23 protein-coding genes are annotated in these 26,075 nt (G+C 61.6%); 4 read left to right on the forward strand and 19 right to left on the reverse strand.

Features of this window, described 5'->3' with window-relative positions:
- Positions 1-4 precede the first annotated feature (4 nt).
- From ACOCLD_RS13685 to ACOCLD_RS13760, 16 genes are all read right to left on the reverse strand, one after another.
- A complete protein-coding gene (locus tag ACOCLD_RS13685) occupies positions 5-2,659 on the reverse strand; it encodes a DUF4118 domain-containing protein (RefSeq protein ID WP_422909558.1) in 2,655 nt (884 codons plus the stop codon).
- Between the two features lie 5 nt (positions 2,660-2,664).
- Positions 2,665-3,231, reverse strand: coding sequence for a potassium-transporting ATPase subunit KdpC (kdpC, locus tag ACOCLD_RS13690; RefSeq protein WP_422909559.1), 567 nt, complete (start codon positions 3,229-3,231; stop codon positions 2,665-2,667).
- 44 nt (positions 3,232-3,275) lie between these two features.
- Complete coding sequence (gene kdpB / locus ACOCLD_RS13695; protein ID WP_422909560.1) at positions 3,276-5,327, reverse strand: potassium-transporting ATPase subunit KdpB; 2,052 nt, start codon at positions 5,325-5,327, stop codon at positions 3,276-3,278.
- A 12-nt stretch (positions 5,328-5,339) separates the two neighbouring features.
- Positions 5,340-7,040 (reverse strand): potassium-transporting ATPase subunit KdpA, encoded by a 1,701-nt coding sequence (kdpA, locus tag ACOCLD_RS13700; RefSeq protein ID WP_422909561.1) that lies wholly within the window; start codon positions 7,038-7,040, stop codon positions 5,340-5,342.
- Between the two features lie 8 nt (positions 7,041-7,048).
- Positions 7,049-7,138 (reverse strand): K(+)-transporting ATPase subunit F, encoded by a 90-nt coding sequence (gene kdpF / locus ACOCLD_RS13705; RefSeq protein ID WP_090253391.1) that lies wholly within the window; start codon positions 7,136-7,138, stop codon positions 7,049-7,051.
- A 208-nt stretch (positions 7,139-7,346) separates the two neighbouring features.
- On the reverse strand, positions 7,347-8,891 hold the full coding sequence (locus tag ACOCLD_RS13710) for a YdgA family protein (protein ID WP_422909562.1): 1,545 nt from the start codon (positions 8,889-8,891) through the stop codon (positions 7,347-7,349).
- A gap of 210 nt (positions 8,892-9,101) precedes the next feature.
- Positions 9,102-10,181 carry an AI-2E family transporter gene (locus ACOCLD_RS13715; RefSeq protein ID WP_422909563.1) on the reverse strand — a complete coding sequence of 360 codons (1,080 nt, stop codon included), beginning with the start codon at positions 10,179-10,181 and terminating at the stop codon, positions 9,102-9,104.
- 92 nt (positions 10,182-10,273) lie between these two features.
- Positions 10,274-11,086 carry a DUF4892 domain-containing protein gene (locus ACOCLD_RS13720; protein ID WP_422909564.1) on the reverse strand — a complete coding sequence of 271 codons (813 nt, stop codon included), beginning with the start codon at positions 11,084-11,086 and terminating at the stop codon, positions 10,274-10,276.
- Positions 11,083-11,745 (reverse strand): glutathione S-transferase family protein, encoded by a 663-nt coding sequence (locus tag ACOCLD_RS13725; protein WP_170048825.1) that lies wholly within the window; start codon positions 11,743-11,745, stop codon positions 11,083-11,085. Before ACOCLD_RS13725 ends, ACOCLD_RS13720 begins: the two co-directional genes overlap by 4 nt.
- Positions 11,746-11,796: 51 nt before the next feature.
- Entirely contained in the window at positions 11,797-12,660 is an 864-nt protein-coding gene (locus ACOCLD_RS13730; protein WP_422909565.1) for an alpha/beta fold hydrolase, read from the reverse strand.
- A complete protein-coding gene (locus ACOCLD_RS13735) occupies positions 12,657-13,466 on the reverse strand; it encodes an alpha/beta fold hydrolase (RefSeq protein WP_422909566.1) in 810 nt (269 codons plus the stop codon). The genes ACOCLD_RS13730 and ACOCLD_RS13735 overlap by 4 nt, the downstream gene beginning before the upstream one ends.
- A 148-nt stretch (positions 13,467-13,614) precedes the next feature.
- A complete protein-coding gene (locus ACOCLD_RS13740) occupies positions 13,615-14,061 on the reverse strand; it encodes a hotdog fold thioesterase (protein ID WP_108488822.1) in 447 nt (148 codons plus the stop codon).
- 67 nt (positions 14,062-14,128) lie between these two features.
- Positions 14,129-15,793: an AMP-binding protein gene (locus ACOCLD_RS13745; RefSeq protein ID WP_422909567.1), complete on the reverse strand. Its 1,665-nt coding sequence runs from the start codon at positions 15,791-15,793 to the stop codon at positions 14,129-14,131.
- 114 nt (positions 15,794-15,907) lie between these two features.
- Complete coding sequence (gene sixA / locus ACOCLD_RS13750; RefSeq protein ID WP_422909568.1) at positions 15,908-16,372, reverse strand: phosphohistidine phosphatase SixA; 465 nt, start codon at positions 16,370-16,372, stop codon at positions 15,908-15,910.
- Between the two features lie 25 nt (positions 16,373-16,397).
- Entirely contained in the window at positions 16,398-16,745 is a 348-nt protein-coding gene (locus ACOCLD_RS13755) for a DUF4389 domain-containing protein (RefSeq protein ID WP_422909569.1), read from the reverse strand.
- A 33-nt stretch (positions 16,746-16,778) separates the two neighbouring features.
- Positions 16,779-17,801, reverse strand: coding sequence for an NAD(P)H-dependent glycerol-3-phosphate dehydrogenase (locus ACOCLD_RS13760; protein ID WP_422909570.1), 1,023 nt, complete (start codon positions 17,799-17,801; stop codon positions 16,779-16,781).
- A gap of 250 nt (positions 17,802-18,051) precedes the next feature.
- Between ACOCLD_RS13760 and ACOCLD_RS13765 the strand changes: the two genes are divergently transcribed.
- From ACOCLD_RS13765 to fabB, 3 genes are all read left to right on the forward strand, one after another.
- On the forward strand, positions 18,052-19,974 hold the full coding sequence (locus tag ACOCLD_RS13765; protein ID WP_422909571.1) for an ATP-binding protein: 1,923 nt from the start codon (positions 18,052-18,054) through the stop codon (positions 19,972-19,974).
- A 173-nt stretch (positions 19,975-20,147) separates the two neighbouring features.
- Positions 20,148-20,663, forward strand: a complete 516-nt coding sequence (gene fabA / locus ACOCLD_RS13770) for a 3-hydroxyacyl-[acyl-carrier-protein] dehydratase FabA (protein ID WP_233685071.1) — start codon at positions 20,148-20,150, stop codon at positions 20,661-20,663.
- A gap of 12 nt (positions 20,664-20,675) precedes the next feature.
- Entirely contained in the window at positions 20,676-21,896 is a 1,221-nt protein-coding gene (gene fabB / locus ACOCLD_RS13775) for a beta-ketoacyl-ACP synthase I (RefSeq protein WP_257778285.1), read from the forward strand.
- A gap of 63 nt (positions 21,897-21,959) precedes the next feature.
- On the opposite strand, the gene ACOCLD_RS13780 is transcribed toward fabB, so the two are convergent.
- Positions 21,960-22,607 carry a hypothetical protein gene (locus ACOCLD_RS13780; protein ID WP_422909572.1) on the reverse strand — a complete coding sequence of 216 codons (648 nt, stop codon included), beginning with the start codon at positions 22,605-22,607 and terminating at the stop codon, positions 21,960-21,962.
- Between the two features lie 195 nt (positions 22,608-22,802).
- On the opposite strand from ACOCLD_RS13780, the gene ACOCLD_RS13785 reads away from it, so the two are divergent.
- A complete protein-coding gene (locus ACOCLD_RS13785) occupies positions 22,803-23,564 on the forward strand; it encodes a TSUP family transporter (protein ID WP_422911811.1) in 762 nt (253 codons plus the stop codon).
- On the opposite strand, the gene nudC is transcribed toward ACOCLD_RS13785, so the two are convergent.
- Both nudC and ACOCLD_RS13795 read right to left on the reverse strand, forming a co-directional pair.
- The gene (nudC, locus tag ACOCLD_RS13790; protein WP_422909573.1) at positions 23,532-24,362 is read right to left on the reverse strand and encodes an NAD(+) diphosphatase; all 831 of its coding nucleotides are present in this window, start codon (positions 24,360-24,362) and stop codon (positions 23,532-23,534) included. The genes ACOCLD_RS13785 and nudC overlap by 33 nt on opposite strands.
- A 2-nt stretch (positions 24,363-24,364) precedes the next feature.
- Positions 24,365-26,044, reverse strand: a complete 1,680-nt coding sequence (locus ACOCLD_RS13795) for a ferrous iron transporter B (protein WP_422909574.1) — start codon at positions 26,042-26,044, stop codon at positions 24,365-24,367.
- Positions 26,045-26,075 lie beyond the last annotated feature (31 nt).

Genomic DNA, 26,075 nt, shown 5'->3' on the forward strand with positions numbered 1-26,075 from the left:
TCCATCACTGTTCTTCTTCCATTTGCGGCTGGGTGTGCAACGGCAAGTGCAGGGTCAGGCTTGCGCCCTGGCCATCCAGCCCTTCCCCCACTGTCACCCGGCCGCCATGGGCGCCGAGCATGCCCTGGCAGATCGCCAGGCCTAGGCCAGTGCCCTGCCCGCCGCGATCACCCCGGGCAGCGGTGTAGAACATATCGAAAATCTTCGTGCGCTCATGCTCAGGAATACCCGGCCCCTGGTCACTGACACTAAAGCGCAGTTCCGTGGCATCCGCTGCAACAGCCACCGCCAGCCGCCCTTGCGCCGGAGAGAAGCGTGCGGCGTTCTCCAGCACATTGACCAGCGCCTGCTCGATCAGCGCCGCATGCACATAGAGCAGTGGCAACTGCTGCGGCACCTGCAATTGCACCTGCAGCGGCGCCAGCACGGGACGCAGGCGCTGCAATGCGCTGGCAACAATGTCTGCCGGCGCGACCCAATCACGCGCCAGTTTCAAGCCACCGTGCCCCAGGCGGGTCATGTCCAGCAGGTTCTGGATATAGCGATCAAGGCGCTCGGCTTCATCGCGGGTGCCTTCCAACAACTCGCGGCGGTCAGCCAGGGGAATCTGCTCACCCAGCGCCAACAGGCTGTCGATCGAGCCGCGCATGGCGGTCAGTGGCGTGCGCAGGTCATGGGACACCGAGGCCAGCAGCGCGCTGCGCAACTCCTCGGTTTGACCGTGCAGGCGTGCGGCCTCCAGGTCTTCGGCCAACTGCGCGCGCTCCAGCGCCTGGGCCAGGGGCTGGCCCAGCGCTGTGAGCAGCCGCCGTCGTTCAGCCGGCAAGGCCCTGCCATCCTTAGGGCTGATACCGAGCAGCAACAACGGCCCGTCTTCACCGGATAGCGGCAACCACCACCAACGCCCATCCGGCAAGGTGCCGGTGCCCAGCCCGGCCGGTTGATCGTGTTGCCACGACCAGTCCGCCGCCGCCCGTTCCTGGTCAGTGAGCAGGCGCTGTACGCCCGCCTCGACTCTCCACAGGCCATCCTGGCTACGCGACAACAGGCCAATTTCCACGTCCTGCCAGAGTTCCAGTTGCTGCGTCGCAGCGGCCAATACCGCCTGCCGGTCAGTGGCGGCGGTGAGTTTGCGTGACAATTCCAGCAGCGCACTGGTCTCACGCTGCGCCTCACGCAAGGCTTGCAACTGCCGACGCTGACGGCTGGCCAGGTTACCGGTGAGGCCAGCCATCAGCAGAAAGAACAGCAGGGTCAGCACGTCCTGCTGACGGTCAATGGTCAGGGTCAAGGTTGGCGGGATAAACAGAAAGTTGTACGCCAGAAACGAAAGCCCGGCGCAGGCCATGGCCGGTCCAAAGCTGCTGCGTACGGCCACCATCAGCACCGCTGCGAGCATGATCAGCGAGATGTTTGGCAGTTCCAGCACGCGGGACAGACCCAACGCCACAACGGACGCCAACACAGTTGCCAGCAACGCCAGCAGGTAATGACGCCAGACCAGCGGTTGCCGCGCCCGCGACAATGCCGGCGCATGACTCACCTGAGTGTCCAGCACGCTGATTTCCAGGCCCTTTCCCAGTTGCAGCAAACGCTCGGCCAGGCCACGGCCCAGGCGCCAGATACGCCTCAAGCGTTGCCGACTGCGGCCCACCAGAATCAGGCTGGCGCGGCGTTCACGGGCATGCTCGATCAGGGTTTTCGCCACCTCGCTGCCGCGCAGGCTGACCACCTCGCCGCCCAGGCGTTCGGCCAGCTGCTGCGCGCCCTGCAGGTAACTCAGGCGGGTTTCATCGCGCTCACCGCCGGTATCCACATAGACCACCGACCAGGGCAGATGACGCCGTTCGGCCACCCGACAGGCATGCCGGACCAGGCGTTCGGCCTGCTCATCGCCATCGATACCGACCAGCAAGCGGCCACGCACTGCCGGTGCCTGCTGGCCTTGCTGGCGGTAACGTTGACTCAGGTCGGCATCGACCCGCGCCGCGGCAGTCTGCATCGCCAACTCACGCAGGGCGGTGAGGTTGGTCTGGCTGAAAAACGCATCGATAGCCGCACGTGCCTGCTCCGGCACATACACCTTGCCCTCGCGCAGGCGCTCCAGCAGCTCACGCGGCGGCAGGTCGATCAGCAGAATCTCGTCGGCTTCCTGCAGCACCCAGTCCGGCAGGGTTTCGCGCACCTGCACCCCTGTGATATCGCGCACCTGATCATTCAGTGCTTCGAGGTGCTGCACGTTGACCGTGGTGTAAACATCGATGCCGGCATCCAGCAGTTCCTGTACATCCTGCCAGCGTTTGCTGTGACGGCTGCCGGGAGCATTGCTGTGCGCCAGCTCATCGACCAGCAGCAGCTTTGGCGGCTTGGCCAGAATGCCGTCGAGGTCCATCTCGCTCAGCGTCACGCCACGGTATACCAACTGCTGCTGCGGCTGTTGTGGCAAGCCGGTAAGCATGGCCTCGGTTTCCGCACGGCCGTGGGTCTCGACCACACCCACGCGCAGGTCGACGCCCTGGCGCAATTGCGCCTGCGCCGCCTGCAACATGGCGTAGGTCTTACCTACGCCGGGCGCCGCTCCGAGAAAGACCTTTAGCCGGCCGCGCCCTTCTCGCGGCATTTCATCGAGCAGGGCATCGGCGCGTACGGCATCACTCATGCAGGTTACTCAGCTTGTGCGGGAGGCGAATTGTCGGCCAGCGCCAGGTTCAGCGCCAGCACATTGACCACCGGCGGCCCCACCAGCGGGCTTTGCACATGCTGCTGGATCAGCCGTTCCAGACGGCTGGCCGGAATTCCCCGCACGGCGGCAATCCGCGCGACCTGATAACGGGCAGCCTCGGCTGACAGATGCGGATCAAGACCGCTGCCGGAGGTGGTCACCAGTTGCATGGGCACTGCACCTTGCCCTTCAGCCTGCAAGCGCTGGGCATCTGCGGCGATACGCTCGGCCAATGCCGGGTTGCTCGGTGCCAGGTTGCTCGCACCACTGGCCACGGTGGCGTAACCACCGGCAGACGGACGCGGCTGAAACCATTGCGAACCCTCGAAGGGTTGCGCCAATAACGCACTGCCGAGTACGTCGCCTTGCTGATTGTGCAGCAGGCTGCCATTGGCCTGTGCCGGGAACGCCAGCTGCGCCACGCCGGTGACGGTCAGCGGATAAACCACGCCGGTGACCAGGGTCATAAACGCCAGCAGGCTAATGGCTGGGCGGATCTGCTTAAACATGATGATTCTCCAGTTTGTGGGGTGGATGGTCACCCCACGGTTGCTTAAACAAGGCCGACGGCCACCAACAGCAGATCAATCAGCTTGATCCCGACAAAGGGCGCCACCAGGCCGCCCAGGCCGTAGATCAACAGGTTGCGGCGCAGCAGGCTGGCAGCATCGGCGGCCTGCACACGCACCCCACGCAGGGCCAGCGGAATCAACGCGACGATGATCAGCGCGTTGAACACAATCGCCGAAAGAATCGCGCTCTGCGGGCTGTGCAGCTGCATCAGGTTGAGCGCGCCAAGCTGCGGGTAGATGCCGGTAAACAGCGCCGGGAGGATGGCGAAGTACTTGGCCACATCGTTGGCCACCGAGAAGGTGGTCAGCGCGCCGCGGGTCACCAGCAACTCCTTGCCCACCTGCACCACGTCGAGCAGCTTGGTCGGGTCACTGTCGAGGTCAACCAGGTTGGCCGCCTCACGCGCCGCCTGAGTACCATCGTTCATCGCCAGGCCAACGTCAGCCTGGGCCAGCGCCGGTGCGTCGTTGGCACCGTCGCCGCACATCGCGACCATCTTGCCTTCGGCCTGCTCGCTGCGAATGCGCTGCAGCTTCTTCTCCGGCGTGGCCTCGGCAATCAGGTCATCGACGCCCGCTTCGGCGGCGATGGCAGCAGCAGTCAACGGGTTGTCGCCGGTCACCATCACGGTACGGATGCCCATGGCGCGCAGCTCGGCGAAACGCTCACGAATACCTGGCTTGACCACGTCTTTGAGGTGAATGGCGCCGAGCAACTGACCATCACCGGCCACCAGCAAGGGCGTGCCGCCACTCTGGGCGATCTTCTCGATTTCACGGGCCAATACCGGCGGCACGTCGCTGCGCTCGATGCCCAGATAAAGCAGCACCGCATCCACCGCGCCCTTGCGGTAGCTATGACCGTTGTAGTCGGCACCAGAGAGGCGCGTCTCGGCACTGAAGGCAATCGACTTGATCGCACTGCGCTCAGGCTCGGCCAGGGTGCTCAGAGCACGCAGGTATTCGACAATCGATTTGCCTTCGGCGGTGTCGTCCGCCAGCGAAGCCAGTAACGCGGCATCACTGAGCTGCTTGCCGGATACCCCTGGCGCTTTGTAGAGCGCACTGCAACGGCGGTTACCGAAGGTGATGGTGCCGGTCTTGTCGAGCAACAGTACGTGCACGTCCCCCGCCGCTTCCACTGCACGGCCAGACTTGGCAATCACGTTCAGGCGCACCAGGCGGTCCATGCCGGCGATGCCGATGGCCGAGAGGAGCCCGCCGATGGTGGTGGGAATCAACGTCACCAGCAGCGCCACCAGGTACACCAGCGGCAGGTCGCCATCAGCGAAACGAGCGAACGGCTGCAGCGTCGCCACCACCAGCAGGAAAATCAGGGTCAGGCCGATCAGCAGAATATCCAGCGCCACTTCGTTAGGCGTCTTCTGCCGCTTGGCGCCTTCAACCAGGGCGATCATCCGGTCCAGGGTGGACTCGCCAGGATTACTGGTGATCTTGACCAGCAACCAGTCGGAGACCACCCGGGTATTGCCAGTGACGGCCGAACGGTCGCCGCCGGACTCACGGATCACCGGCGCGGATTCGCCGGTAATCGCCGCTTCGTTGACCGCCGCAATCCCTTCGATCACTTCACCGTCGCCGGGGATCAGCTCGCCGGACTCGACCCGCACGATATCCCCACGACGCAGGCTGCTGGCTGCCACGGTCTCGAACTGCTGCCCCTTCTGCCGGCGGGCATTGAGCCCCTGGCTACCGGCCTTGAGGCTGTCGGCACGGGCCTTGCCACGACCCTCGGCGAGGGCCTCTGCAAAGTTGGCAAACAGCACGGTAAACCACAGCCACAAAGCAATCTGCACGGCCAGGCCGGTGGAGACCTGAGGGTTGGGGATAAAGCACAGCACGGTGGTCACCACGGCGGTCAGCTCGACCACCAGCATCACTGGTGAGCGCAGCAGCTGGCGTGGATCAAGCTTGACGAAAGCCTGGCGCAGCGCCGGCTTCCACAATGCAGCGAGCGAGGTTTTCGGGTGTTGCTGGGCGCTGTTCAGCGCCGGTTCAATACGGGCATTCATCATGGTTCTCCCTTAGAAGCCCTGAAACAGAGTCATGTGCTCGGCAATCGGGCCGAGGGCCAGTGCCGGCAGGAAGGTCAGGCCGCCGACCAGCAGAATGGTCAGGGTCAGCAAGGTGACAAACAGCGGGCCGTGGGTCGGGAAGCTGTTGCTGCCCACCGGCGCGCGCTTCTTCGCCGCCAGGCTGCCGGCAATCGCCAGAATCGGCAGGATGTAGCCGAAACGACCGAGCAACATGGCCAGACCAATCATCAGGTTGTGGTACGGCGTGTTGGCACCAAAGCCGCCAAAGGCCGAGCCGTTGTTGGCGGTACCCGAGGTGTAGGCATAAAGAATCTGGCTAAAGCCGTGGGCGCCTGGGTTGGTGACCGAGGCCGCAGGGCCCGGCAGGCTGGACGCCAGGGCGCCGAATACCAGCACGCCAATCGGCATTACCAGCAAGGTGGCCACCAGCAGGCGAACTTCGCGAGCTTCGAGCTTTTTGCCAAGGTATTCCGGGGTGCGGCCGATCATCAGGCCAGCAAGAAACACCGCAATCAGCACAAACAGCAGCATGCCGTAGAGACCCGCACCGACGCCGCCGAAGATCACTTCACCGAGCATCATGTTGAACAGCGGGATCATCCCGCCCAGCGCGCTGAAGCTGTCGTGCATGGCATTCACCGAGCCGTTGGAGGCGGCCGTGGTGGTCACCGCCCACAGTGCCGAGGCTGTGGTGCCGAAGCGGCTTTCCTTGCCTTCCAGCGAACCGCTTTGCTCAATCGGCAATGCGGCCAACGCCGGGTTCGGCTGATGCTCGGCATACAGCGTGCCGCCCAGACCGACACTGAACAAAATCAGCATGCAGGCCAACAGCGCGCGGCTCTGGCGCAGGTCTTTGACGTAATGGCCAAAGGTGAACAGCAGCGCAGCGGGAATCAGGATGATCGAGGCCACCTCAAACAGGTTGCTCCAGGCCGTCGGGTTCTCGAACGGGTGCGCCGAGTTGACGCCGAAGAAGCCGCCGCCGTTGGTGCCCAGTTGCTTGATGGCAATCTGGCTGGCTGCCGGGCCCAGTGGCACGACCTGATCGGTACCGCCAATCGTGTGTGCGGTAACGTATTCGAGGAAGGTCTGCGGTACGCCCTGCCACACCAGAAACAGCGCCAGAACCAGGCAGAACGGCAACAGACCGTAGAGTGTGGCACGGGTCAGATCAACCCAGAAGTTACCGACGCTGTTGCTCGAACGCCGAGCGATACCGCGGCAGAACACCACCAGCACGGCCAGGCCAACCGCTGGGCTGACGAAGTTCTGCACGCCCAAGCCAACCATCTGGCTGAAGTAGCTCATCTGCGCTTCGCCGCTATACGCCTGCCAGTTGGTATTGGTGACGAAACTCACGGCGGTGTTGAACGCCAGCGTCCACTCCAGCCCCGGCAACTCTTGCGGGTTGAGCGGCAGACTGCCTTGCAACATCAGAATGCTGAACAGCGTCAGCAGGCTGATCAGGGTGAAGGCCAACAAGGCCAGGCTGTAGCTTTTCCAGTCCTGCTCGCGGTTGCTATCGACCCCAGCGATCCGGTAGCACAGCCGCTCGACCGGCTGCAGCACGGGGCTGAGCCAGGTATTTTCGCCTTCCATCACGCGGTACAGGTAACGCCCGATAAAGGGCGCCGGCAGCAGAACCAGGACAAAAAACGCCAGGATCAAGGTGAAATCGTAACTGTACATATGCACCCCTACGCCTGATCGGCGCGCAGCAGCGCAACCAGCAGATAGATGAAAAGTCCCAAGGCCAGGCCGAGGGACACCCCGTCGAGAATGCTCATGTGTTTGCTCCTTGTTGCGGCAACTACCGCTTGGAACAAATTGTCGACAGACAGGGCGTAAAGGAACGAGTGCGAGCGATGCCGCCCGGCATAAAGAAAGCGTAAAGATCGCAGGCCGTGGACAAACAAAAACGGCCAGACGCCCTGCTTTACAGGTCGTCTGGCCGTATATGTCGCTCGCTACGTCTAGAACGTAGCGCTGAAAGCGTTACTGAATGGGGCTTTCAGCCTCGCTTTCTTTCAGCAGCATTTCCTCGGCTGGGGCTTCAGGGGCCATGCCCGCCAAACCACCGCCACTGCTCATGGCCAGCGCGACGAATTGTTCGACGGTCATCTGCTTGCCGTTGAAGGTCACCTGGTCGTTGGCGTAATGCAGGCTGGAGCTGATGTCCTCGCCCTGCAGCACGGCCAGCTCGCTGGCCACCGCCATACCACTGGCCATTTCACCGACCATTGCAGCCTGCTGGGCAATCGCTTCCTTGTCGGTTTCACCGGCCAGAGTGGCCTGCACGCCAATTACATCGGCAATCATCGCCTTGGACACCAGCAGTTTTGCATCCAGCTGAGCGATCAGCTGCTTGGCCAGCTCAGGCGCAGGCAGGTCGAAGGACACCGGCTTGTTCAGGTCCAGACCAAAGCTGAAGCTGCTCTCGCCGTTGGCGGTCTTGAAGGCCAGTTTTTCCAGTGCCAGGCCCGGTTTACCGGCCAGCAGTTTTTCCAGATCAGCCTTGAACTGCTCGGTTTGCGCGTCAGTCAGCTGTGGCATGCCACTTTCGCTGTCGACCTTACCGCCCTTGAGCAATGTGCCGTACAGCTCGACCATCGATTGCAGGGCGGTGGCATCGAGGTTTTTCACGGTCCAGTGCATCTGCGAGGAACCGATATCGGTGCCTTGGTAGCTGATCATGCCGACGTCATAGCTGTAACGCGCCGAGAGCTGCTGATTGGCTTCGCTGGTTTCATCACGCTGGACGAAATCCTTGAACAGGATGGGGGCGTTTTCGCCAACTTGCAGTTCAATCTGCTGCAAGCGCACCTCGTTCTGCCCCAGGTAGAAATCACTGACGCCCTTGCGAGTGTTGCTGTTGAGGCTCATGCCCTTGAATTCAAGACGCATGCTTTCATCGCTGGCCAATTTGGCGCTGACCTTGAAACTGTCCATCACCCCGCTGGCGGCGATCTGCTCTGCATCGGCCGTGGTGTCAAAGTCGATGTTCAGGCCACTGAAATCGATGCGTGTCTGCTCATCCAGATCCATCTGCAGCGGCTGCAAGCGCATGTCACCTTGCATCGAGCGGTCATAACCGAGGCTGACCTGACCTTGCAGCGGCGCACCGTCCTGGCTGGCGGCGAACCACTTCTCCAGCTCGGGGCTGCGCTCCAGAGCGTAATTGCTGGTGGCCATTACGGGCAGCAACTTGAGTGCCTTGAGCCGCGACAGCGGGAAAGGGCCGTGCTCGATATGATCCGTCACCGTCCATTCGAAGTTGGCCGGGGCCTCGCCATCCAGACTGCCGACCAGTTTGATGCGGTAACGCGCATCGCTGCTGAACAGCTGCTGCTGCAGTGAAAGCAGCTCGACCGTGGCGCTGAAGCCGACGGCTGGCAGGGTCTTGGCCATGTCCTCGTTGGCCTTCTTGATCGAGGTATCCAGCACCTCAGGCAGCTGCTGGCCGGTGTACCAGGCGCCAGCCGTGCTCAATGCGCCAAGGGCGACAATAACGCCGATGGCGCTGCCTAGAACTTTCTTCATGGGGTATGTCCGTTGCTTGGTTGAGGGTCTTCCCTGTTGCCGCAGGCAACGCCAGGGGCGCGGCATATGGCTTGAGGTGCAGCAGCCAAAGGCCGCTGCAAAGCGCGGCAAGGCTACCACCCGGCTTGGCGGCGACCAAGCGGGACCGCAGGAAACCCACTGAAAATGCCAACCCGCTCGAACAACTCGGCAGGTTGGCAGCACGTACTATCAGCTGTGCGCTGTGTCGCGGTTCTCGGGCTGTTGCGTTACTGGCTGGCCAGGCGGTGCGCCGACCCAGTCGCTCAACAGGCTATAGGCCACGGCCAACAAGGTTGGACCGAGGAACAGGCCCATAAAGCCAAATGCCAGGATGCCGCCGAAGACCCCGAGCAGCACCACGATCAGCGGCAGGTTGCCGCCACGGCTGATCAAATAAGGTTTGAGGATGTTGTCCACGCCGCTGATCACGAAGAAGCCCCAGACCAGCAGGAAGATGCCCATACCGACTTCGCCCTGCCAGAACAACCAGGCCACGGCGGGCCCCCAGATCAGCGGCGGTACCATGATCAGGCTGAAACCGAAGGTCAGAATGCCCAATATCAGCGCCCCCGGGACTCCGGCGATGGTGAAGCCGATCCAGGCCAGAATTGCCTGCGCCGCTGCGGTGCCGATCACCCCGTTGACCACCCGTTGCACGGTACCGGCGACCAGCTCCAGGTAATGTTCGGCGCGATCACCGATCAGCCGCTCCAGCAGGCTCTCGGCAAAAGCCGCCAGGCGCGGGCCATCACGGTAGAAGAAGAACACCAGCACCAGGCTCAACGCCAACTCGACCATGCCGCCGCCAATCCGCGCACTGCGTGCCAGCAACCAATTGCCCACCTGCCCCAGGTACGGCTGCACCGTGGCGAATAGTGCGGCGCCCTGCTGGTCGATGGTTTGCCAGAAGCCCAACAGATTGGTCCCGATCAACGGCACCTCGACCAGCCAGGTCGGTGCCGGCGGTAGGCCATCGACCTGAAAATCCTTGAGCAGGCCGGTCAAATCCTTGATGTGATCAGCCAGATTCAGCCCAAGCATGATCAGCGGCACGGCCACCAACAGGGTCCACACCAGGGTCAGCACACCGGCGGCCGTGGCCTGGCGACCACCGAGCAAACGGGTCAGCACACGCATCACCGGCCAGCTGGCAAACGACAGCACCGCCGCCCAGAACAGTGCCGACCAGAACGGTGCCAACACCCACAGGCTGGCGCCCAGCAAGGCCAACAGCAGGATCTGCACCAGCAGGCGATCGTTATTGGCCATTCAAATAGCTCCCGGCAAAACGCAAAAAGGCTCTGCCACAGGGGGCAGAGCCGAAAGAGTGAAGTACGGCAAGGTTACCGGCAAATAGGCGTTTAACGCAGCACGTTGAGTTGCACACCACTGGCATCAGGCTCACCCAACTCCAGGCGACTGGCGCGCACCCGCTGCTCGATCAGGGCTTCGCGCCAGGCCTCGGCCTGAGCGCCACTGATGCTGATACGCAGTGTGCTGTCGAGTTTGAGCGTGCGTGCCAGCAGTTCAACCCAGACCGTGCTGGGTTCGACCTGCTGGCTGATGCGCAGTTCACCGCTGCCCTTGAGCTGACGCTGCAGGGTGGCCGGTGTCGGCAACAGCTCAGGCAACGGCGCGTTGGCCGCCAGCAGTTCACTATGCAGATAGGCACGCTTGTTGCCACGGGTAATGCTGTACAGCGCCAGCAGGCTGTCCTGGCGTGGCGCGGCCAATCGCAGCAAGGCGTAGCTTTGCTGATCATCGGAACCGGTCAGGGCGGCATTGCCGAATACCGCATTGGCCCACAGGCTGCTGGAACCACATTCACGGCCCACACACCAGTAGAGCAACTGCGCATCCTGCGCCTGGAGGGCCTCACGGGCGTGAGCAAAGGCTTCATTGGCCGAGTGGGTACGTGGCAGCTCATAGGTCACGGCGGTCAGTGGGCCCTGCACCGTCACCTCACGCTCATAGCGCAAGGTGCCACTGATACGGCGAATCGCACCCTGCGGGTAAATACGCTCCTGCTCGGCGAGGTTTTTGAACGTGACAATCTTGCTGTTGGCAAAGCGTGGCAGAACGTCGAGATCCTGGCTGCCTGGGACATCAGCGCAGGCCATGGCGCTGACCAGCAGCAGGCTCAAACCAAGGCTGTAACGATTAGCGCGGCTCATTTGATCAACATCGCTTGGGCGGCTTTGACAACTTTTTCACCATCAGCTTCGCGCTGTGGCACCAGCAAACCGCGCTGCACCGCAGGACGTGCAGCCACTTCAGCCATCCAGCGCTGCAGATGCTCAAGACCGTCGACGGACACACCGGCCCAGTCGTGGATACGCACCCAGGGGTAGGTGGCAATGTCAGCGATGCTGTAATCGTCAGCCAGGTATTGTGACTCGCCAAGGCGCGTGTCGAGCACTTCATAAAGACGGCGGGTTTCGTGCTGATAACGGTCGATCGGGCCTTGCAGCTTCTCCGGGAAGTAGCGGAAGAACACATTGGCCTGGCCCTGCATCGGGCCGACCCCGCCCATCTGGAACATCAGCCACTGAATCACCCGCGAGCGGCCCTTGGCATCGCTGGGCAGCAGCTGGCCGGTTTTCTCGGCGAGGTACAGCAGAATGGCGCCGGACTCGAACACGGCGAAGTCATCGTTAGCACGGTCGACAATCGCCGGAATACGGCCATTGGGATTGATTTTGAGAAAGGCCGCGGCCTTCTGTTCCTGCTTGTCGAAACTCAAAGCCTGCACGGTGTACGGCAGCTGTAACTCTTCCAGTGCGATGGACGCTTTATGGCCGTTGGGGGTGGCGGCGGTATACAGGTCGATCATGCGAATCTCCGTGGCTATCGCCCACACCTTTCCCCAGTTGCCTTTAGCAAGTCAAGGCGCAGCCAGGAATGCTTTGAAACAGTCTGCTACCAAGCCTGCACCCTCGCCGTCATCCAGATGCAGATGATGACCGCCAGGCAACTGTGACACCTCGATAGGCAGGCCCTCGACCAGTTGAGTCATGCTCGGCTGCGCCAGCAGCATGCCTTGCTGCGCCATCACCAGTTTGGCCGGGCATTGCAGACTGCGCACAAACGCCAGTGCATGAGCCTGGGTCAGGCGTAGCGGTGATGGCAGGGTCAGCCGGCTGTCGGTGCGCCAGGTATAACCACCGGGCACCGGCATCAGGCCACGCTGAGCCAGTAGTTCTGCAGCTTCACGGCTGACCGCCCCTACCCCACGCATACGCGCTTGCACCGCCCGGTCGAACTCGGCATACACCGGTTTGCTCTTGCCGGCCAATGCCAACTGCGCCTTGAGCGCTTCGCCGAGTTTCTGCGGCGCCGTGTCAGCTTCACCGGTGTAGGGAATCAGCCCATCAATCAGCGCCAATCGCGCAATTCGCTCCGGCATCGCCCCGGCCAACAGCACCGACACAATCGCGCCCATGGAGTGCCCGAGCAGGGAAAACCGCTGCCAGCCGAACTGTTCGGCAACCTGCAGCACATCGTGGGCATAGTCCCAGATGGCGTAGCTACCACCTGGCGGACGGTGATCAGAATGGCCGTGGCCGGCGAAATCCAGGGCCACGATACGCAGCCCCGGCAGCAGCGGCGCTAGGCGGGCAAAGCTCGCGGCATTATCCAGCCAGCCGTGCAGGGCTATCACCGGCACGCCGTCTTCCGGGCCATACAGATGGGCAGCCAGTTCGATATGCGGTAGACGCAGGCGCACTTCTTCGAATGCCAGGCTCATGCGCGTTGCTCACTTGCTGGTTGTCCGGCCCAGCGCTGGAACAGCTTTTTCAAGAGCTCGGCAGTGTCTTGCGGGCGTTCCAGGGGAAACATATGGCCGCCAGGTAGCGTCAGGTATTCGCCCTTCGGCACGCGACGCACCAGATGGGCGTGATGCGGCATGACCACGCGGCTGTGCCGGCCACGCACCATGGCCAGCGGTACCTTCAACTGCTGCGGCCGCCCGGGGCTGGTGTGCGGCACGCTGCGGTAGATGCTGATTTCCGTGGCCGGATCAAAACGCAGGCGCAGGTTATTGCCCGTTGCTTGCAGGCCGTGCTGCACATAGGCATCAAGGCAGTCCGGATCAAAACGGCGGAACAGCCCCTTGCCGGCGAAATAGCCACGCGCCTCGGCCAAGTCGACAAACTCCTCACGCCGGCCCAGGGTGCGCCCGGCTGGGGTGATGCGGTCGATAAAGCCAAAGCGTTTGGCCGCGCGAATCACCATCTTGTCCGCCAGGGTCAGCACTGGCGAATCAAGCATCACCACTCCCAAGTACAGCTCGGGGCGCAACAAAGCGGCGTGGTAATGCAGCACACCACCCAGGGAATGGCCAACCCCCCATACCGGTTGCGAGTTAGATTCGAGGTGGTGAATCAGTTCATCGACCAGGTTGCTCCAGTTATCGTTAACCGGGAAACGCGGGTCATGGCCGTGCTGCTCCAGGTGCTGCACTGCATAGTCAGGCGCCAGCGCGGCAAACAACTTGCCGTAGGTGGCCGAGGGAAAGCCGTTGGCATGGGCGAAGAATACGGACTGGGTCATGGCGGCGGGCTTATCTGGGAAGTTGCGGGTGATTGTCCGGCAGCCCTGGCGATGCGGCAATGACAAAACGGCCAGTGAATGACGGCACTGTAGCCAAAGCTGATGGGAGGCCCGCCAGCCAGAGTAGTGGCGGGCCATTAGAGCGAAGTTAACGCTGAGCCGGGCCGTTCTCCCCCAACGGCACAATGGCCATGGTCAGCCGAGAAATGCAGCTGGCCTTGCCATCTTCGCCACTCAGGCGAATATCCCAGACGTGGGTGGTGCGCCCCAGGTGCACCGGCCGCGCCACCGCGGTGACCCGGCCACTGCGCAGACCGCGCAGGTGGTTGGCGTTCACTTCCAGGCCAACGCAGTAGAACTTGCTGCTGTCGATGCACAGGTGGCTGGCGGTGGAGCCAAGGGTTTCCGCCAGCACCACGGAGGCGCCGCCATGCAGCAGGCCGTAGGGTTGATGGGTACGTGCATCGACCACCATGCTGGCGGTCAGCGACTCGTCATCAAAAGCATCGAAACGGATATCCAGCTGCTCGCCAATGGTGTTCTTCAGAAAGCCATTGAGCTGAGCCAGGTTCGGGGTTTGCTGCCAGAGGGCCATAGTCAGTCCTTTAGGGTTGATTCAGCCAGAACGTGGCCGGCGTGCAGCATGCCGGCCACACACCTGATCACTCGTGCCAGAGCACCGTTTCACTGCGCTCGGTCCACTCGCCGAAGCGTTCGCCATAGGTGCCTTCAACCACCGCGCGCTTGATCTTCAGGGTCGGGGTAAGGAAGCCGTTGTCCACCGCCCAGACTTCCTTGACCAGCACCAGGCGTTGCAGGCGCTCATGCTTGTCGAGGCTCTGATTGACCTCTTCCAGCAGTTTTTTCAGGCTGCTTTCCAACTCGCCACGACCGCTGCTGGCTTCGCTGCGCCCCACATCGGACAGCACGCAAAGCGCCATGGGCTGCGGCATGCCGTCGCCGACCACACACACCTGTTCAATGCGCGAGTGCTCGCCGAGCAGGTTCTCGATCGGTGCCGGGGCGACGTACTTGCCTTTGCTGGTCTTGAAGATTTCCTTGATTCGTCCGGTCAGGCGCAGATTACCTTCGCTGTCCTGCTCGCCTTTGTCACCGGTGCGCAGGAAGCCATCGGGGGTGATGGTTTCTGCGGTTTTTTCCGGGTCCTTGTAATAACCCTGCATGGTCGCGCCGCTGCGTACCTGCACTTCGCCATCCTCGGCGATGCGCACTTCGACGCCTGGGCTGTTCTGGCCGATCCAGCCCTGCTTGAACTTGCCCGGCCGGCATACGTGCGAGTAACCGCAGTTCTCAGTCATGCCGTACACCTCCAGCACATCCAGGCCAAGGCGTTTGTACCAGTTGAGCAGCGCTTCAGGCACCGGCGCCGCACCAGACAGGGCGTAGCGCACGGCATCCAGGCCCAGGCCGACTAACACCTTCTTGCCGATGATGCGGCCGATGATCGGCAGTTTGAGCAGGAAATCCAGCTTCTCGGCCGGCATCTTGCTGTAGACGCCCATCTGGAACTTGGTCCAGATCCGTGGCACGCCAAACATCACCGTTGGTCGCGCGCGCTTGAGGTCTTCCAGGAAGGTGTCCAGGCTCTCGGCAAAGAAGATCGTCTGCCCGGCGTAGATCGATGCCAACTCGACAAACATGCGCTCGGCCACGTGGCACAACGGCAGGTAAGACAGCACCCGGTCATTCTCGCCGACACCAAACAGTTCAGTGGCATGACTGGCGGCAAAGCCGAAATTGCTGAAATGATGCATCACACCTTTCGGCGTGCCGGTGGTGCCTGAGGTGTAGATGATGGTGGCGAGCTGATCGGCCGCTGGCTTGTGGTTGTCCTGAATCGGCGTACAGGCCTGCAAATCATCCCAGGTAAAGCTGAATTCACCCTGCGGACGCAGCGGCAGACCGACGGTGGGCACGCCCTCGGGCACACCGGCCAGCATGGACGGCCAATCATCCAGTTTGCCGACAAACACCAGCGCCGCCTCGGAATGGCGCAGCACCTGGCCGACTGACTCGGCGGTGAGGTTGGGATACAGCGGCACCGAGACGTGCCCGGCCATCCAGATCGCCAGGTCGGTGACGATCCAGTGCGCGCAGTTTTTGGAAATGATTGCAATGCGGCTGCCCTGCGGCAGTTCGCGGCTGCGCAGCCAGTTGGCTGCACGGCGCGCCTGCTCGCCGACGTCAGCCCAGCTCAGTTCCTGCAGCTGACCGCCCGGCAGCGGCTGCACCATGTAGCGTTTATTCGGGTGCCGAGCTTCGCGCTCATAAAACACCTCAAGCGGCAAACGGATTGCATCAGCCACAGGGCTTCCTCCTTTGTTGTTTTTGTGGAGCCAACCAAGCAATTGCTTGGTCGGACTATTCCACGCACAAAGGCGGCCCGCAAGAGGAGAAATGTTTCGGTGTGTAGTAAGGCGTCAGCGCTGCGTCGGGTGCTTGTGCAGCGACAATTTCATTAACCCGGCTAGCAGTTCATCGCCTTCCAGCAACGCCAGACTGGCAGTATTCATGGGCAGCGGTTGCTGGCGGTGGCCATGAATCAACAAGCCCGCCACAGCACCAACCAACGGCTGATGGGTGACCAGCAACAGCTCGTCAAATGCGTAGCCATCCAGCTCCCGCAGTGTCTGGCGAAGATCACTCTCTGGTGTCAGCCAAGGCACGGTCTGCCGGGCACCGGCAAATGCCAGCACCTCGCAGACCAGCTCCGCAGTCTGCTGAGCGCGCACATAGGGGCTGACCAGCACGGCCTTTAACGGCCTGCCCTGCAGCTGCGCCGCCGCTTCGCGCACCTGCTGCCGGCCATAAGCGGTCAGGTTGCGTTCGGCATCGCTGCGCGCCGTCGGCTCGGCTTCACCGTGGCGCAGTAACCAGAGTTTCACAGGCTTAGCCCAATACGCCGACGATTCAAAGCTTCGGCTCTTCGTCACGCACCGGGTGGGCCGCCGGCGGGATGCTATGCGGGATCTCACCTTGTGGCGCTTGCGGGGTTGGCCAGTCGGCGAACGGCCATGGTTTGTCGTCGGTATTGAAGGTGCCGAAGCGGCCGATCTGCGCCAGGTACTGGCTCAAGCTGTCGCCAAAGCCCAGCAAACCGGCATTCGGTGCGCCGTAGAACAGGCGATAGCCCAGCTGCAACAGCACCACGACGCCCAATAGGATTTCTGCCAGCTGCCAGACGATGGCGAAAATCACCATCCACAGAATGCGCAGCAGAATCGACTCACGCTCAATGCTTTGATTGTCTTCGCTCATGCTCATCTCCTTAAAGGTCTTGAATGTTGCAACTCAGAAACCGCTGATGGGAATAAAGTCGACGTCGGTCTTCGGCTCTCCACGCATCAAAGCGCCGATCACCTGATCCAGGGTGCGGCCTTCGAACAAAATGGCATGCAGACCCGCCACCAGCGGCATATAGACCTGCAACTCCTCGGACTTGGACTTCAACACCTTGATGGTGTTCACCCCTTCCGCCACTTCACCCAGACGCGCTACCGCCTCTTCGAGGCTCAATCCCTCGCCCAGGGCAAAACCGACCTGGTAGTTACGGCTTTTCGCCGACGAGCAGGTGACGATCAGATCACCGACTCCCGCCAGCCCGAGGAAAGTCATGGGGTTGGCGCCCAGCTTGACGGCAAAACGGGTCATTTCCGCCAGCGCGCGGGTAATCAGCATGCTCTTGGTGTTTTCACCCATACCCATGGCCGCTGCCATACCGGCGATGATCGCGTAAACGTTCTTCAGCGCACCGCCCAGTTCAACGCCAAAGCGATCACCACTGGCATATACGCGGAAGGTGCGGCCGTGCAATGCCGACTGCACCTGCTGACACAGGTCTTCGTCCTCACTGGCAATCACCGAGGCGGTCAACGCATGCTCGGCCACCTCCCGCGCCAGGTTCGGCCCGGAGAGCACACCGATGCGCGCCTGCGGAGCAATATCTTCGAGAATCTGACTCATCAGCAGAAAGCTCTGCGCCTCGATGCCCTTGGTCGTGCTCACCAACAACTTGCCACTGAGCAACTCAGCCATCGGTTGCAAGGCCTGGCGCAAGGCGCTGGAGGGCAAGGCGACAAAAATCAGCTGACAGGCGCTCAGGGTCGCATTCAGGTCAGTCACCGGCTCAACGCTGGGATGAATCTTGATGCCTTTCAGGTAACGCGGGTTCTCCCGGGTCAAGCGAATCGCCTGCGCCTGTTGCGGGTCGCGCATCCAGTGCAGGACATGCCGGCCATTCTCGGCGAGCAAATTGGCAATCGCCGTGCCGAAGCTGCCGCCGCCAAGAACGGCAATGGGGTGCTGATCAGTCATAACGCATCCGTGGTAAACCATTGAAAGTGGCGAATCGCTCGCATTATACGGCGACGCCTGTATGCGGCCAGCTTTTAGCAGGTTGACTGGCACTGGCAAAGCCGAGCAGCTCAGTTAACATGCAGGCTTTCAAACGCAAACAAGGTTGTGGCGTGATTCACTGCCCCCAAACCAGGCCTTACCCCAAGCTCGTGAAAATTCGACCAGCGCTTCAATGCTCGCCAAGTCTGCACTGCAGCGGTGTAGCCCGATGATCCTGCGCCGTGGCTGGAATATCCATACCCGCACGCAGTTGATCAGTGTCGGCCCCGCGCTGTTGCTGACCCTGCTGCTCACTGGTTTTTTCACCTTTGCCCGGCTGCAGGACCTGCGCCAGGAGCTCAACCACTACGGCCAATTAATTGCCAACCAGCTGGCTCCGGCCAGTACCTATGGGGTAATTTCCGGCAATGTCGGCGTGCTCGACGCCTTGTTGCAGGCAACGCTGGAAACACCGCACGTACGCTTTCTCGAAGTACGCGACCGCACCGGCAAAATCCTCGTTTATGTCGAGCAGGCTCCTGGCAGTGGCCATGCCAGCAGCCAGGTTGAAATTTTCCAGGCACCCATCCAGCGCCCGAGCATTGCCCTCGGCAACCCTGCCGAACAGCCCAGCGCAGATGCCTACCTGGGTTATGTCGTGGTCGGCATGTCCAACGATGCCTTCAACACCCGCCAGCAGGAAATCCTCTTCAAGGCCACCCTGCTCGCCCTGTTTGCCCTGGCCCTGACCTTTATTCTCGCCCGCCGCCTGGCCCGCCACCTGTCCCAGCCGCTCAGCGCCATGGGTCAGGCCGTCAGCGCCATTCAAGCCGGCAACTACCAGACCACCCTGCCCGAAGTCGGCGAAGGCGAACTGCAGGCACTGGCGCGGCACATCAACAACCTCGCACACGGCCTGGCCAGCGCCAGCGAAGAACAGCAGCGCGCCATGGCCCTGCTGATTCAGGCTCGCGAGCAGTCAGAGCTGGCCAACCGCGCCAAATCCGATTTCCTGGCGATGATGAGTCATGAACTGCGCACACCAATGAATGGCGTGCTGGGCATGCTGCAGCTGCTAGAAACCACAGAAATGACCGAGGAGCAGGCGGAATACGCCGCGCTGGCCACCGAATCCACCGAGCACCTGCTCAAGGTGATCAACGATATTCTCGATTTCTCGCGCATAGAACGCGGCGCGCTGGAACTGGAGCGCATCCCGTTCAGCCTGCTGGATCTGCTGCACAATTCGATTCAGGTGTTCCAGCACAGCGCCCAGCAACGCGGCCTGCAACTGCAGCTAAACCTGCAAAGCGGTCTGGAACAGCTGCAGGTACAGGGCGATCCAACCCGCATCCGACAGATTCTGGTCAACCTGATCGGCAACGCCCTGAAATTCACGGAGAACGGCAGCATCCGCGTAAACGCCAACTGGCAGGCACTGGATAACCAGGTACTGTGGTTCAGCTGCGCAGTACACGACAGCGGCATCGGGATCCCCCCCGAACGACTGGAACATATGTTCGATGCCTTCCAGCAAGCCGACACTTCTATTTCAAGACGTTACGGCGGCACCGGGCTGGGTTTGCCGATCGCGCGCACCCTCGCCGAACGCATGGGCGGCACCCTGCGTGCCGTCAGCCAGGAAGGTCAGGGCTCAGTATTTACCCTGGAGATCCCCTTGCCGTTCTCCCAGCAGGCCGCCATGGCGACCCCTGAACACTTGCCAGCTGCTCAGAGTGGCCAGGGTCAGCCGGTATTGCTGGTCGAAGACAATCCGGTCAACCAGACCGTGATCGAGGCCATGCTGCGCAGCCTCGGCTATCAGGTTAGCCTGGTCAGCGATGGCGCTCAGGCCGTACACCAGGCAACCCAGCAGGATTACGCGGCGATTCTGATGGACTGCCGCCTGCCAATCATGGATGGCTACGAAGCCACCCGACAGATCCGCCGCCTGAGCGATTGCGCCGAGCTGCCGATCATCGCCTTGACCGCCAACGCCCTGCAGGGTGATCGCGAAGCCTGCCTGCAGGCCGGAATGAACGATTACCTGGCAAAACCGTTCAAACGTGCCGATCTGCAGCAAATTCTGCAACGCTGGCTACCCCCTCGACCTTCGACGGGTAGTCAAGAAGGCCCAACTGCTGCAGGCTAGAGCCATGGATCTATGACAGCCCCGCAAGAGCGGAGTACAACTGTACTCACAAGGCTGTGACTTTCACCACAACGCAACAGTCTATGACTAGGCTGTTGGCAGGCGCAGAGGCTGCGTCGCCAGCCAGGACGATTCGCCCAGCCTTGGCGCATGGGACATATTGAGGAGCTCGCATGACCAAACAAAACGCCTTCACCCGGGAAGAACTGCTCGCTTGCGGTCGCGGCGAACTATTCGGCCCAGGTAATGCGCAACTGCCCGCGCCGAACATGCTGATGATCGATCGCATCACCCACATCAGCGACACCGGCGGCAAGTACGGCAAGGGCGAAATAGTCGCCGAGCTCGATATCACTCCTGATCTGTGGTTTTTCGCCTGCCACTTCGAAGGCGACCCGGTGATGCCAGGCTGCCTGGGCCTGGATGCCATGTGGCAGCTGGTCGGCTTCCACCTCGGCTGGCAGGGCAACCCCGGCCGTGGCCGCGCCCTCGGTTCGGGTGAGGTGAAGTTCTTCGGCCAGGTCCTGCCGACCGCCAAGAAAGTCACCTACAACATCCAGATCAAACGCACCATCGCCCGCTCTCTGGTCCTGGCTATCGCCGACGGCACCGTCAGCGTTGATGGCCGCGAAATCTATAGCGCCGAAGGCCTGCGAGTTGGCCTGTTCACCTCTACTGACAATTTCTAAAGGACTCATCGCATGCGTCGCGTCGTGATTACCGGCCTGGGCATCGTCTCCTGCCTGGGCAATGACAAGGCCACCGTCTCTGCCAACCTGCGCGCTGGCCGCCCCGGTATCCGCTTCAACCCGCAATACGCTGAAATGGGTCTGCGCAGCCAGGTATCCGGCTCAATCGACCTCAATCTGGAAGAGCTGATTGATCGCAAGGTCTATCGCTTTATGGGCGACGCGGCGGCCTTCGCCTACCTGTCGATGGAACAGGCAATCAAGGACGCCGGGCTCAGTGCAGAAGAAATCTCCAGCCCGCGTATCGGCCTGATTGCAGGCAGCGGCGGTGCTTCCACCTTCAACCAGATGGAAGCCATGGACATCCTGCGCGAGAAAGGCGTCAAGCGCGTTGGCCCGTACCGCGTGCCACGCACCATGGGCAGCACGGTTTCCGCCTGCTTGGCCACGCCGTTCAAGATCAAGGGCGTGAACTATTCGATCTCTTCGGCCTGCGCCACCAGTGCCCACTGCATCGGTAACGCCGTCGAGCAGATCCAGCTGGGCAAACAGGACATCGTATTTGCCGGTGGTGGTGAAGAAGAACATTGGAGCCAGAGCTTCCTGTTCGACGCCATGGGCGCCCTCTCCACCCAGTACAACGAAACCCCGGAGAAAGCCTCGCGCGCCTACGACGCCAAGCGTGACGGTTTCGTCATTGCCGGTGGTGGTGGCATGGTGGTGGTTGAAGAACTCGAGCACGCCCTCAAGCGCGGCGCGAAAATCTACGCAGAAATCGTTGGCTACGGCGCAACCTCCGATGGCTACGACATGGTCGCACCAAGCGGCGAAGGCGCCGTGCGTTGCATGCAGCAGGCCTTGGCCACCGTCGATACCCCTATCGATTACCTCAACACTCACGGCACCTCGACACCGGTCGGCGACGTTGCAGAAAGCCGCGCAGTACGTGAAGTGTTTGGCGATAAGGCGCCGGCCATCAGTTCGACGAAAAGCCTGTCCGGTCACTCCCTGGGCGCTGCCGGCGTACAGGAAGCGATCTACTGCATGCTGATGATGGAAGGCAATTTCATTGCCGGTTCGGTCAACATCGACGAAGTCGATCCGGAAATCGCCGACCTGCCTATCCAGCGCAGCACTGTCGAGAACGCCAAGATCGACACCGTGATGAGCAACAGTTTCGGCTTTGGCGGCACCAACGCCACCCTGGTGCTCAAGCGCTGGGCAGGCAAGTAACAGCGCTACTCTTTGCCGTACAAAAAGGCCACCGTCACGGTGGCCTTTTTTATTGCAGTGAGTTTACTGCCAGTCTTTCAGGGCCTGCTTGGCTGCCTGATTCATCGGTTCAGCCAGCAGACCGGCGGGCGTAAGATTGATGCTGTAGACCGCCTCGTCGGCCAGCGGCAGATAATTCACCCGACGCGCCTGTGGGTCGAAAATAAACAGGTCATGCTGGCCCAGCCGCAACCAACGCCACAGGTCAATACCGTAGGGACTGCGTGCCAGTTCGACACGGGTATGCTGCGCCAGGCTCTGCTGCTCGATGGAGAGAAAACGCCCGGAGAGTTTTTCCAGGCGATAGCCCGGCTGCAAGCCAATCAACGCAGCCAGCCCCTTCCACTGCAGAAAACGGGCATCCAGCTGCCAGAGATCGCCCTCCATGGTCAGCGTGCGTTCCTGGGCCCCCTCCAGCACACTCACCCGATACAACGGGCCATCTGCTTTGAAGCTCAGGGTCGCCAGTGGCTTGCCTTCAGCAACCGGTGCATAACTGTGCAGGTCGTAGGCAAGCACAGCGACCAATGCTGCCAGCGCGACAAAGGCCAGGCCGCAAGTGCCGCGCAACCAGCCGAGAAACCACTGCCGATTGAACAGGATGCGCGCCGCCACAAAAGCCGCCAGTAACGCCAGCAATACCATTGCCCAAGCCAGTCCGCCGTATTGCATCGCCCTGCATTCCTTATGCCGTGAATAATCGGCATTATGCTCAGCTACCTGACTGGCGAACAGCCGAAGTCACGCACAATTAGACACAGCGCGTATTTTGCCGCTTTCTCTGGAAGCTGCCGGCGATAAACCGGCACTACGCCTTAGTCAGACCTCTTCCGGTAACTGCTCATGACTTTCCCATTTGATTTCGGCATGGAGTTGTCGACCCTGGCGATTCTCGCCCTGGTGGCCTTTACCGCTGGTTTTATCGATGCAATTGCCGGCGGTGGTGGCTTGCTGACTATTCCAGCCCTGCTCACTGCGGGTCTGCCGCCTCATCTGGCCCTGGGCACCAATAAACTCTGCGCCACCTTTGGCTCGGCAACGGCCAGCTACACCTTTTACCGACGCAAACTGTTCAACCCCAGCCAATGGCGTAACGCCCTGATCGCCACAGCCGTGGGCGCCCTGTTGGGGGCGATACTGGCGCACTGGCTGCCATCGGACTGGCTCAACCAGTTCTTGCCCGTGGTGGTGTTCGCCTGCGGCCTGTACCTGCTGTTTAGCAAGACACCCGCAGCGCCGCCGACAACCGCTGCCGCAATTGCGCGGGGCCGTCAGTGGCCGCAGGGGCTGACGCTGGGTTTTTATGATGGTGTGGTCGGCCCTGGAACCGGAGCATTCTGGACGGTCAGCAGCCTACTGCTTTACCCGCTTGATCTGGTCAGAGCCAGCGGCGTGGCACGCAGCATGAACTTTGTCAGCAACGCCTGCGCCCTGAGCATCTTTATCATCAGCGGCCAGGTCGCCTGGCTGCTGGGTATCTGCATGGGCCTGGCATTGATGGTGGGGGCGTTTCTTGGCGCGCGCACAGCGATCAAAGGCGGTGCGAAGTTTATCCGCCCGGTGTTTATTCTGATGGTGCTGGCGCTGACAGCGCGCCTAGCCTGGCAGCACTGGTTCGGGCTGACCTAGACGGCGCGCGACATAGACGTCGATCAGGTAACGGGCAATCGAGCGTGACGCCGGCAGCGGCGGCAGATCATGGACACTGAACCAACGCGCATCCTCGATTTCGTCCGCTTGCATGACGATATCGCCCGACGCGTATTCGGCATGGAATCCCAGCATCAGCGAATGCGGAAATGGCCAGCCTTGACTGCCCAGGTACTGCAGGTTGCAGATCTCTAGTCCAACCTCTTCACGCACCTCACGCGCCACGCAGTGCTCCACCGATTCACTCGGTTCGAGGAAGCCCGCCAGCGTGCTGTACACCCCAGTGACAAAGCGTGGCGAACGAGCAAGCAGAATCTCGTCACCCCGAGTCACCAGCACAATCATGCTCGGCGACAGGCGTGGGTAATGTTGCTGTTCGCAACCGTCACAACGCATGGCCCGCTCACCGGGTACCTGCTGCATGGCAGCGCCACAGCGACCACAGAAGCGGTGATCGGCAGCCCATGTGGAGATCTGCGCGGCATAACTGAGCACGCGGAAGGTCTCATCATCATCGCCTTGCAGCATGAACTGGCGCAGGCCTTGCCAGAAACAACCTGGCATGTCCTGCGGCTGATCCAACTCAAGCAGGTAAACGGCATCGCCCTTGAAGTGCCCCAGGCCATGCTCGGCAACCACCGGCAAGTCCTGTTTTTTCAGCCATTCACGCGGAAACAGTACGCCGTTGCTGTCCGTAAGGAAATGCTGTCGACAATGCACCAGCGCCCAACCTCCAGGCTGCTGACAGTCGAGTACCCGCGGTTGCCAGACAGACATTCTCAAGCCTCCAGTGGCATGCCCAGCGCCCGCACGCTTTCGGCGGCAAGGTCGAGCACGCTCGGCTGGGTTTCCGGACGCATCACCGCACCGGCTTCCAGGTAGTACTCAAGACTGCTGAGGGCATCGGCCAGGGTTTCCAGCATCTGCTCGGACGGCATCTGTGGCGCATCGAACATCTGCTGCTGGATATAGTCCGCACAGGCACCCACCAGCATGGCTGCGCGCTCCTGACCGAGGAACCACAAACCACCGCGAACGGCCTGCAGGCTGAACGGCACATTGGACAGGTGCATACGCTCACCACCCGATTCCAGGTACGCGGTGATGGCCCGCTTAGCCAGCGCCAGACCGGCCTGAGCTTCGTCGACCACAACAATGCGCGCTTCATTAAGCTGGTGCAGGGCAAAGGACTCGGCCTCATCTCCCGGCTGCGCCTGGGCTGGCCGGGCATCGCGGCGCTCACCGCGCTCCAGGCTGGCGACCATGCCTTCGACATACAGCACGGCATCCGCCAGTTTGTGCAGTTCCTGCGGCTGTGGCGCACTGTCCTCGCTCCAGCTGGCAACGGTCTGCAGCTGAGCATTGAGGGAGTTACCGGCAGAACTCAGACCCACCATGCCCAACGTCTTGCTCAACTTGCCGAGCAAGGCATGCAGGCTGTTGAGGCTGTCGGTCTGCAGGGTGCCGCGCTCAATCAGGTCGAGCATGTCCTTGACGCTGGCCAGCTCTTCGCGAATCGCCGAACTCAGCGAACGCATGACCGCCTGACCAGGCCCCGCCAGACGCTGGTATTCCTCTTCGAGCAGGTGATCGGTGAACGGCAACGGCATCAGCCCAAACACTTCGCTCAGCGCCGCCGCCTGCGGGCCACGGGTATCCGCCAAGGCCACCAGATAGAGCAGTTCCTTGAGCAGGTTGCGCGGCGCTTCGTATTGGCCATTGACCAGCATCTGCTTGAGTTCACGATCAATGCGCGAGAACAGCTGTTTGCGCGACTTGCGTGGCAGCAGTTGGCCGTCCACCTGCGCTTCAACCGCTGCGGCGCCCACCCAGCACAGACGGCCACGTGGCTCATTGGCGAACAGGCTGTCGAGGCGGGTCAAGGCCCGCCCCATCAGTTTGAGACTGGCTTGCGGATTCTGCTCACGGATAAAACCAAGCAGACCGACCTGATACATGTGGCGCAAGCGCCGCCCTTCACTCTCGCGCGCAGCACCATCAACCGAAGCGGGAGCACTGCGTGGACGAGCGTGGTCGAGGCGTACGCTGAAGAAAAAGCTTTCCGGCAAGGCAGGCTGACCGCCGGCCTGGCGCAAATCATTGATGGCCGGCAGCAGCAGCTCCGGAATTTCCTGGCGATGCGCTTCGACGTTTTCCAGGTAGCGACGCAGCACGTGCAAGGCATTGCTCAAGGCTGACAACTGAACGTCGCGCTCTTCACCTGCACCGGCGGGAATATCGGTGGCCTGATCCAACACTTCCTGCGCCAGCAGTTCGGCACCCGCCAGTTCGATCAGATTCAGCGTGCCGCGCACCTGATGCAGGCTTTCCACCGCCTGCTGCAGCAGGCTGCCGTTGTTGCGATCGGCAATGAATTGCTCAAGGCTCAACTCAGCCTCTTCCATGGTGGTGAACAATTCATCGCGCACCAGATTAAGCGACGTGGCTCCAGATACCATGAGCTATTGCGCCTCCCGCGTCAGTGATGAA

It is taken from the genome of Pseudomonas cimarronensis, from assembly GCF_049331905.1.
Taxonomy (GTDB): Bacteria; Pseudomonadota; Gammaproteobacteria; order Pseudomonadales; family Pseudomonadaceae; genus Aquipseudomonas.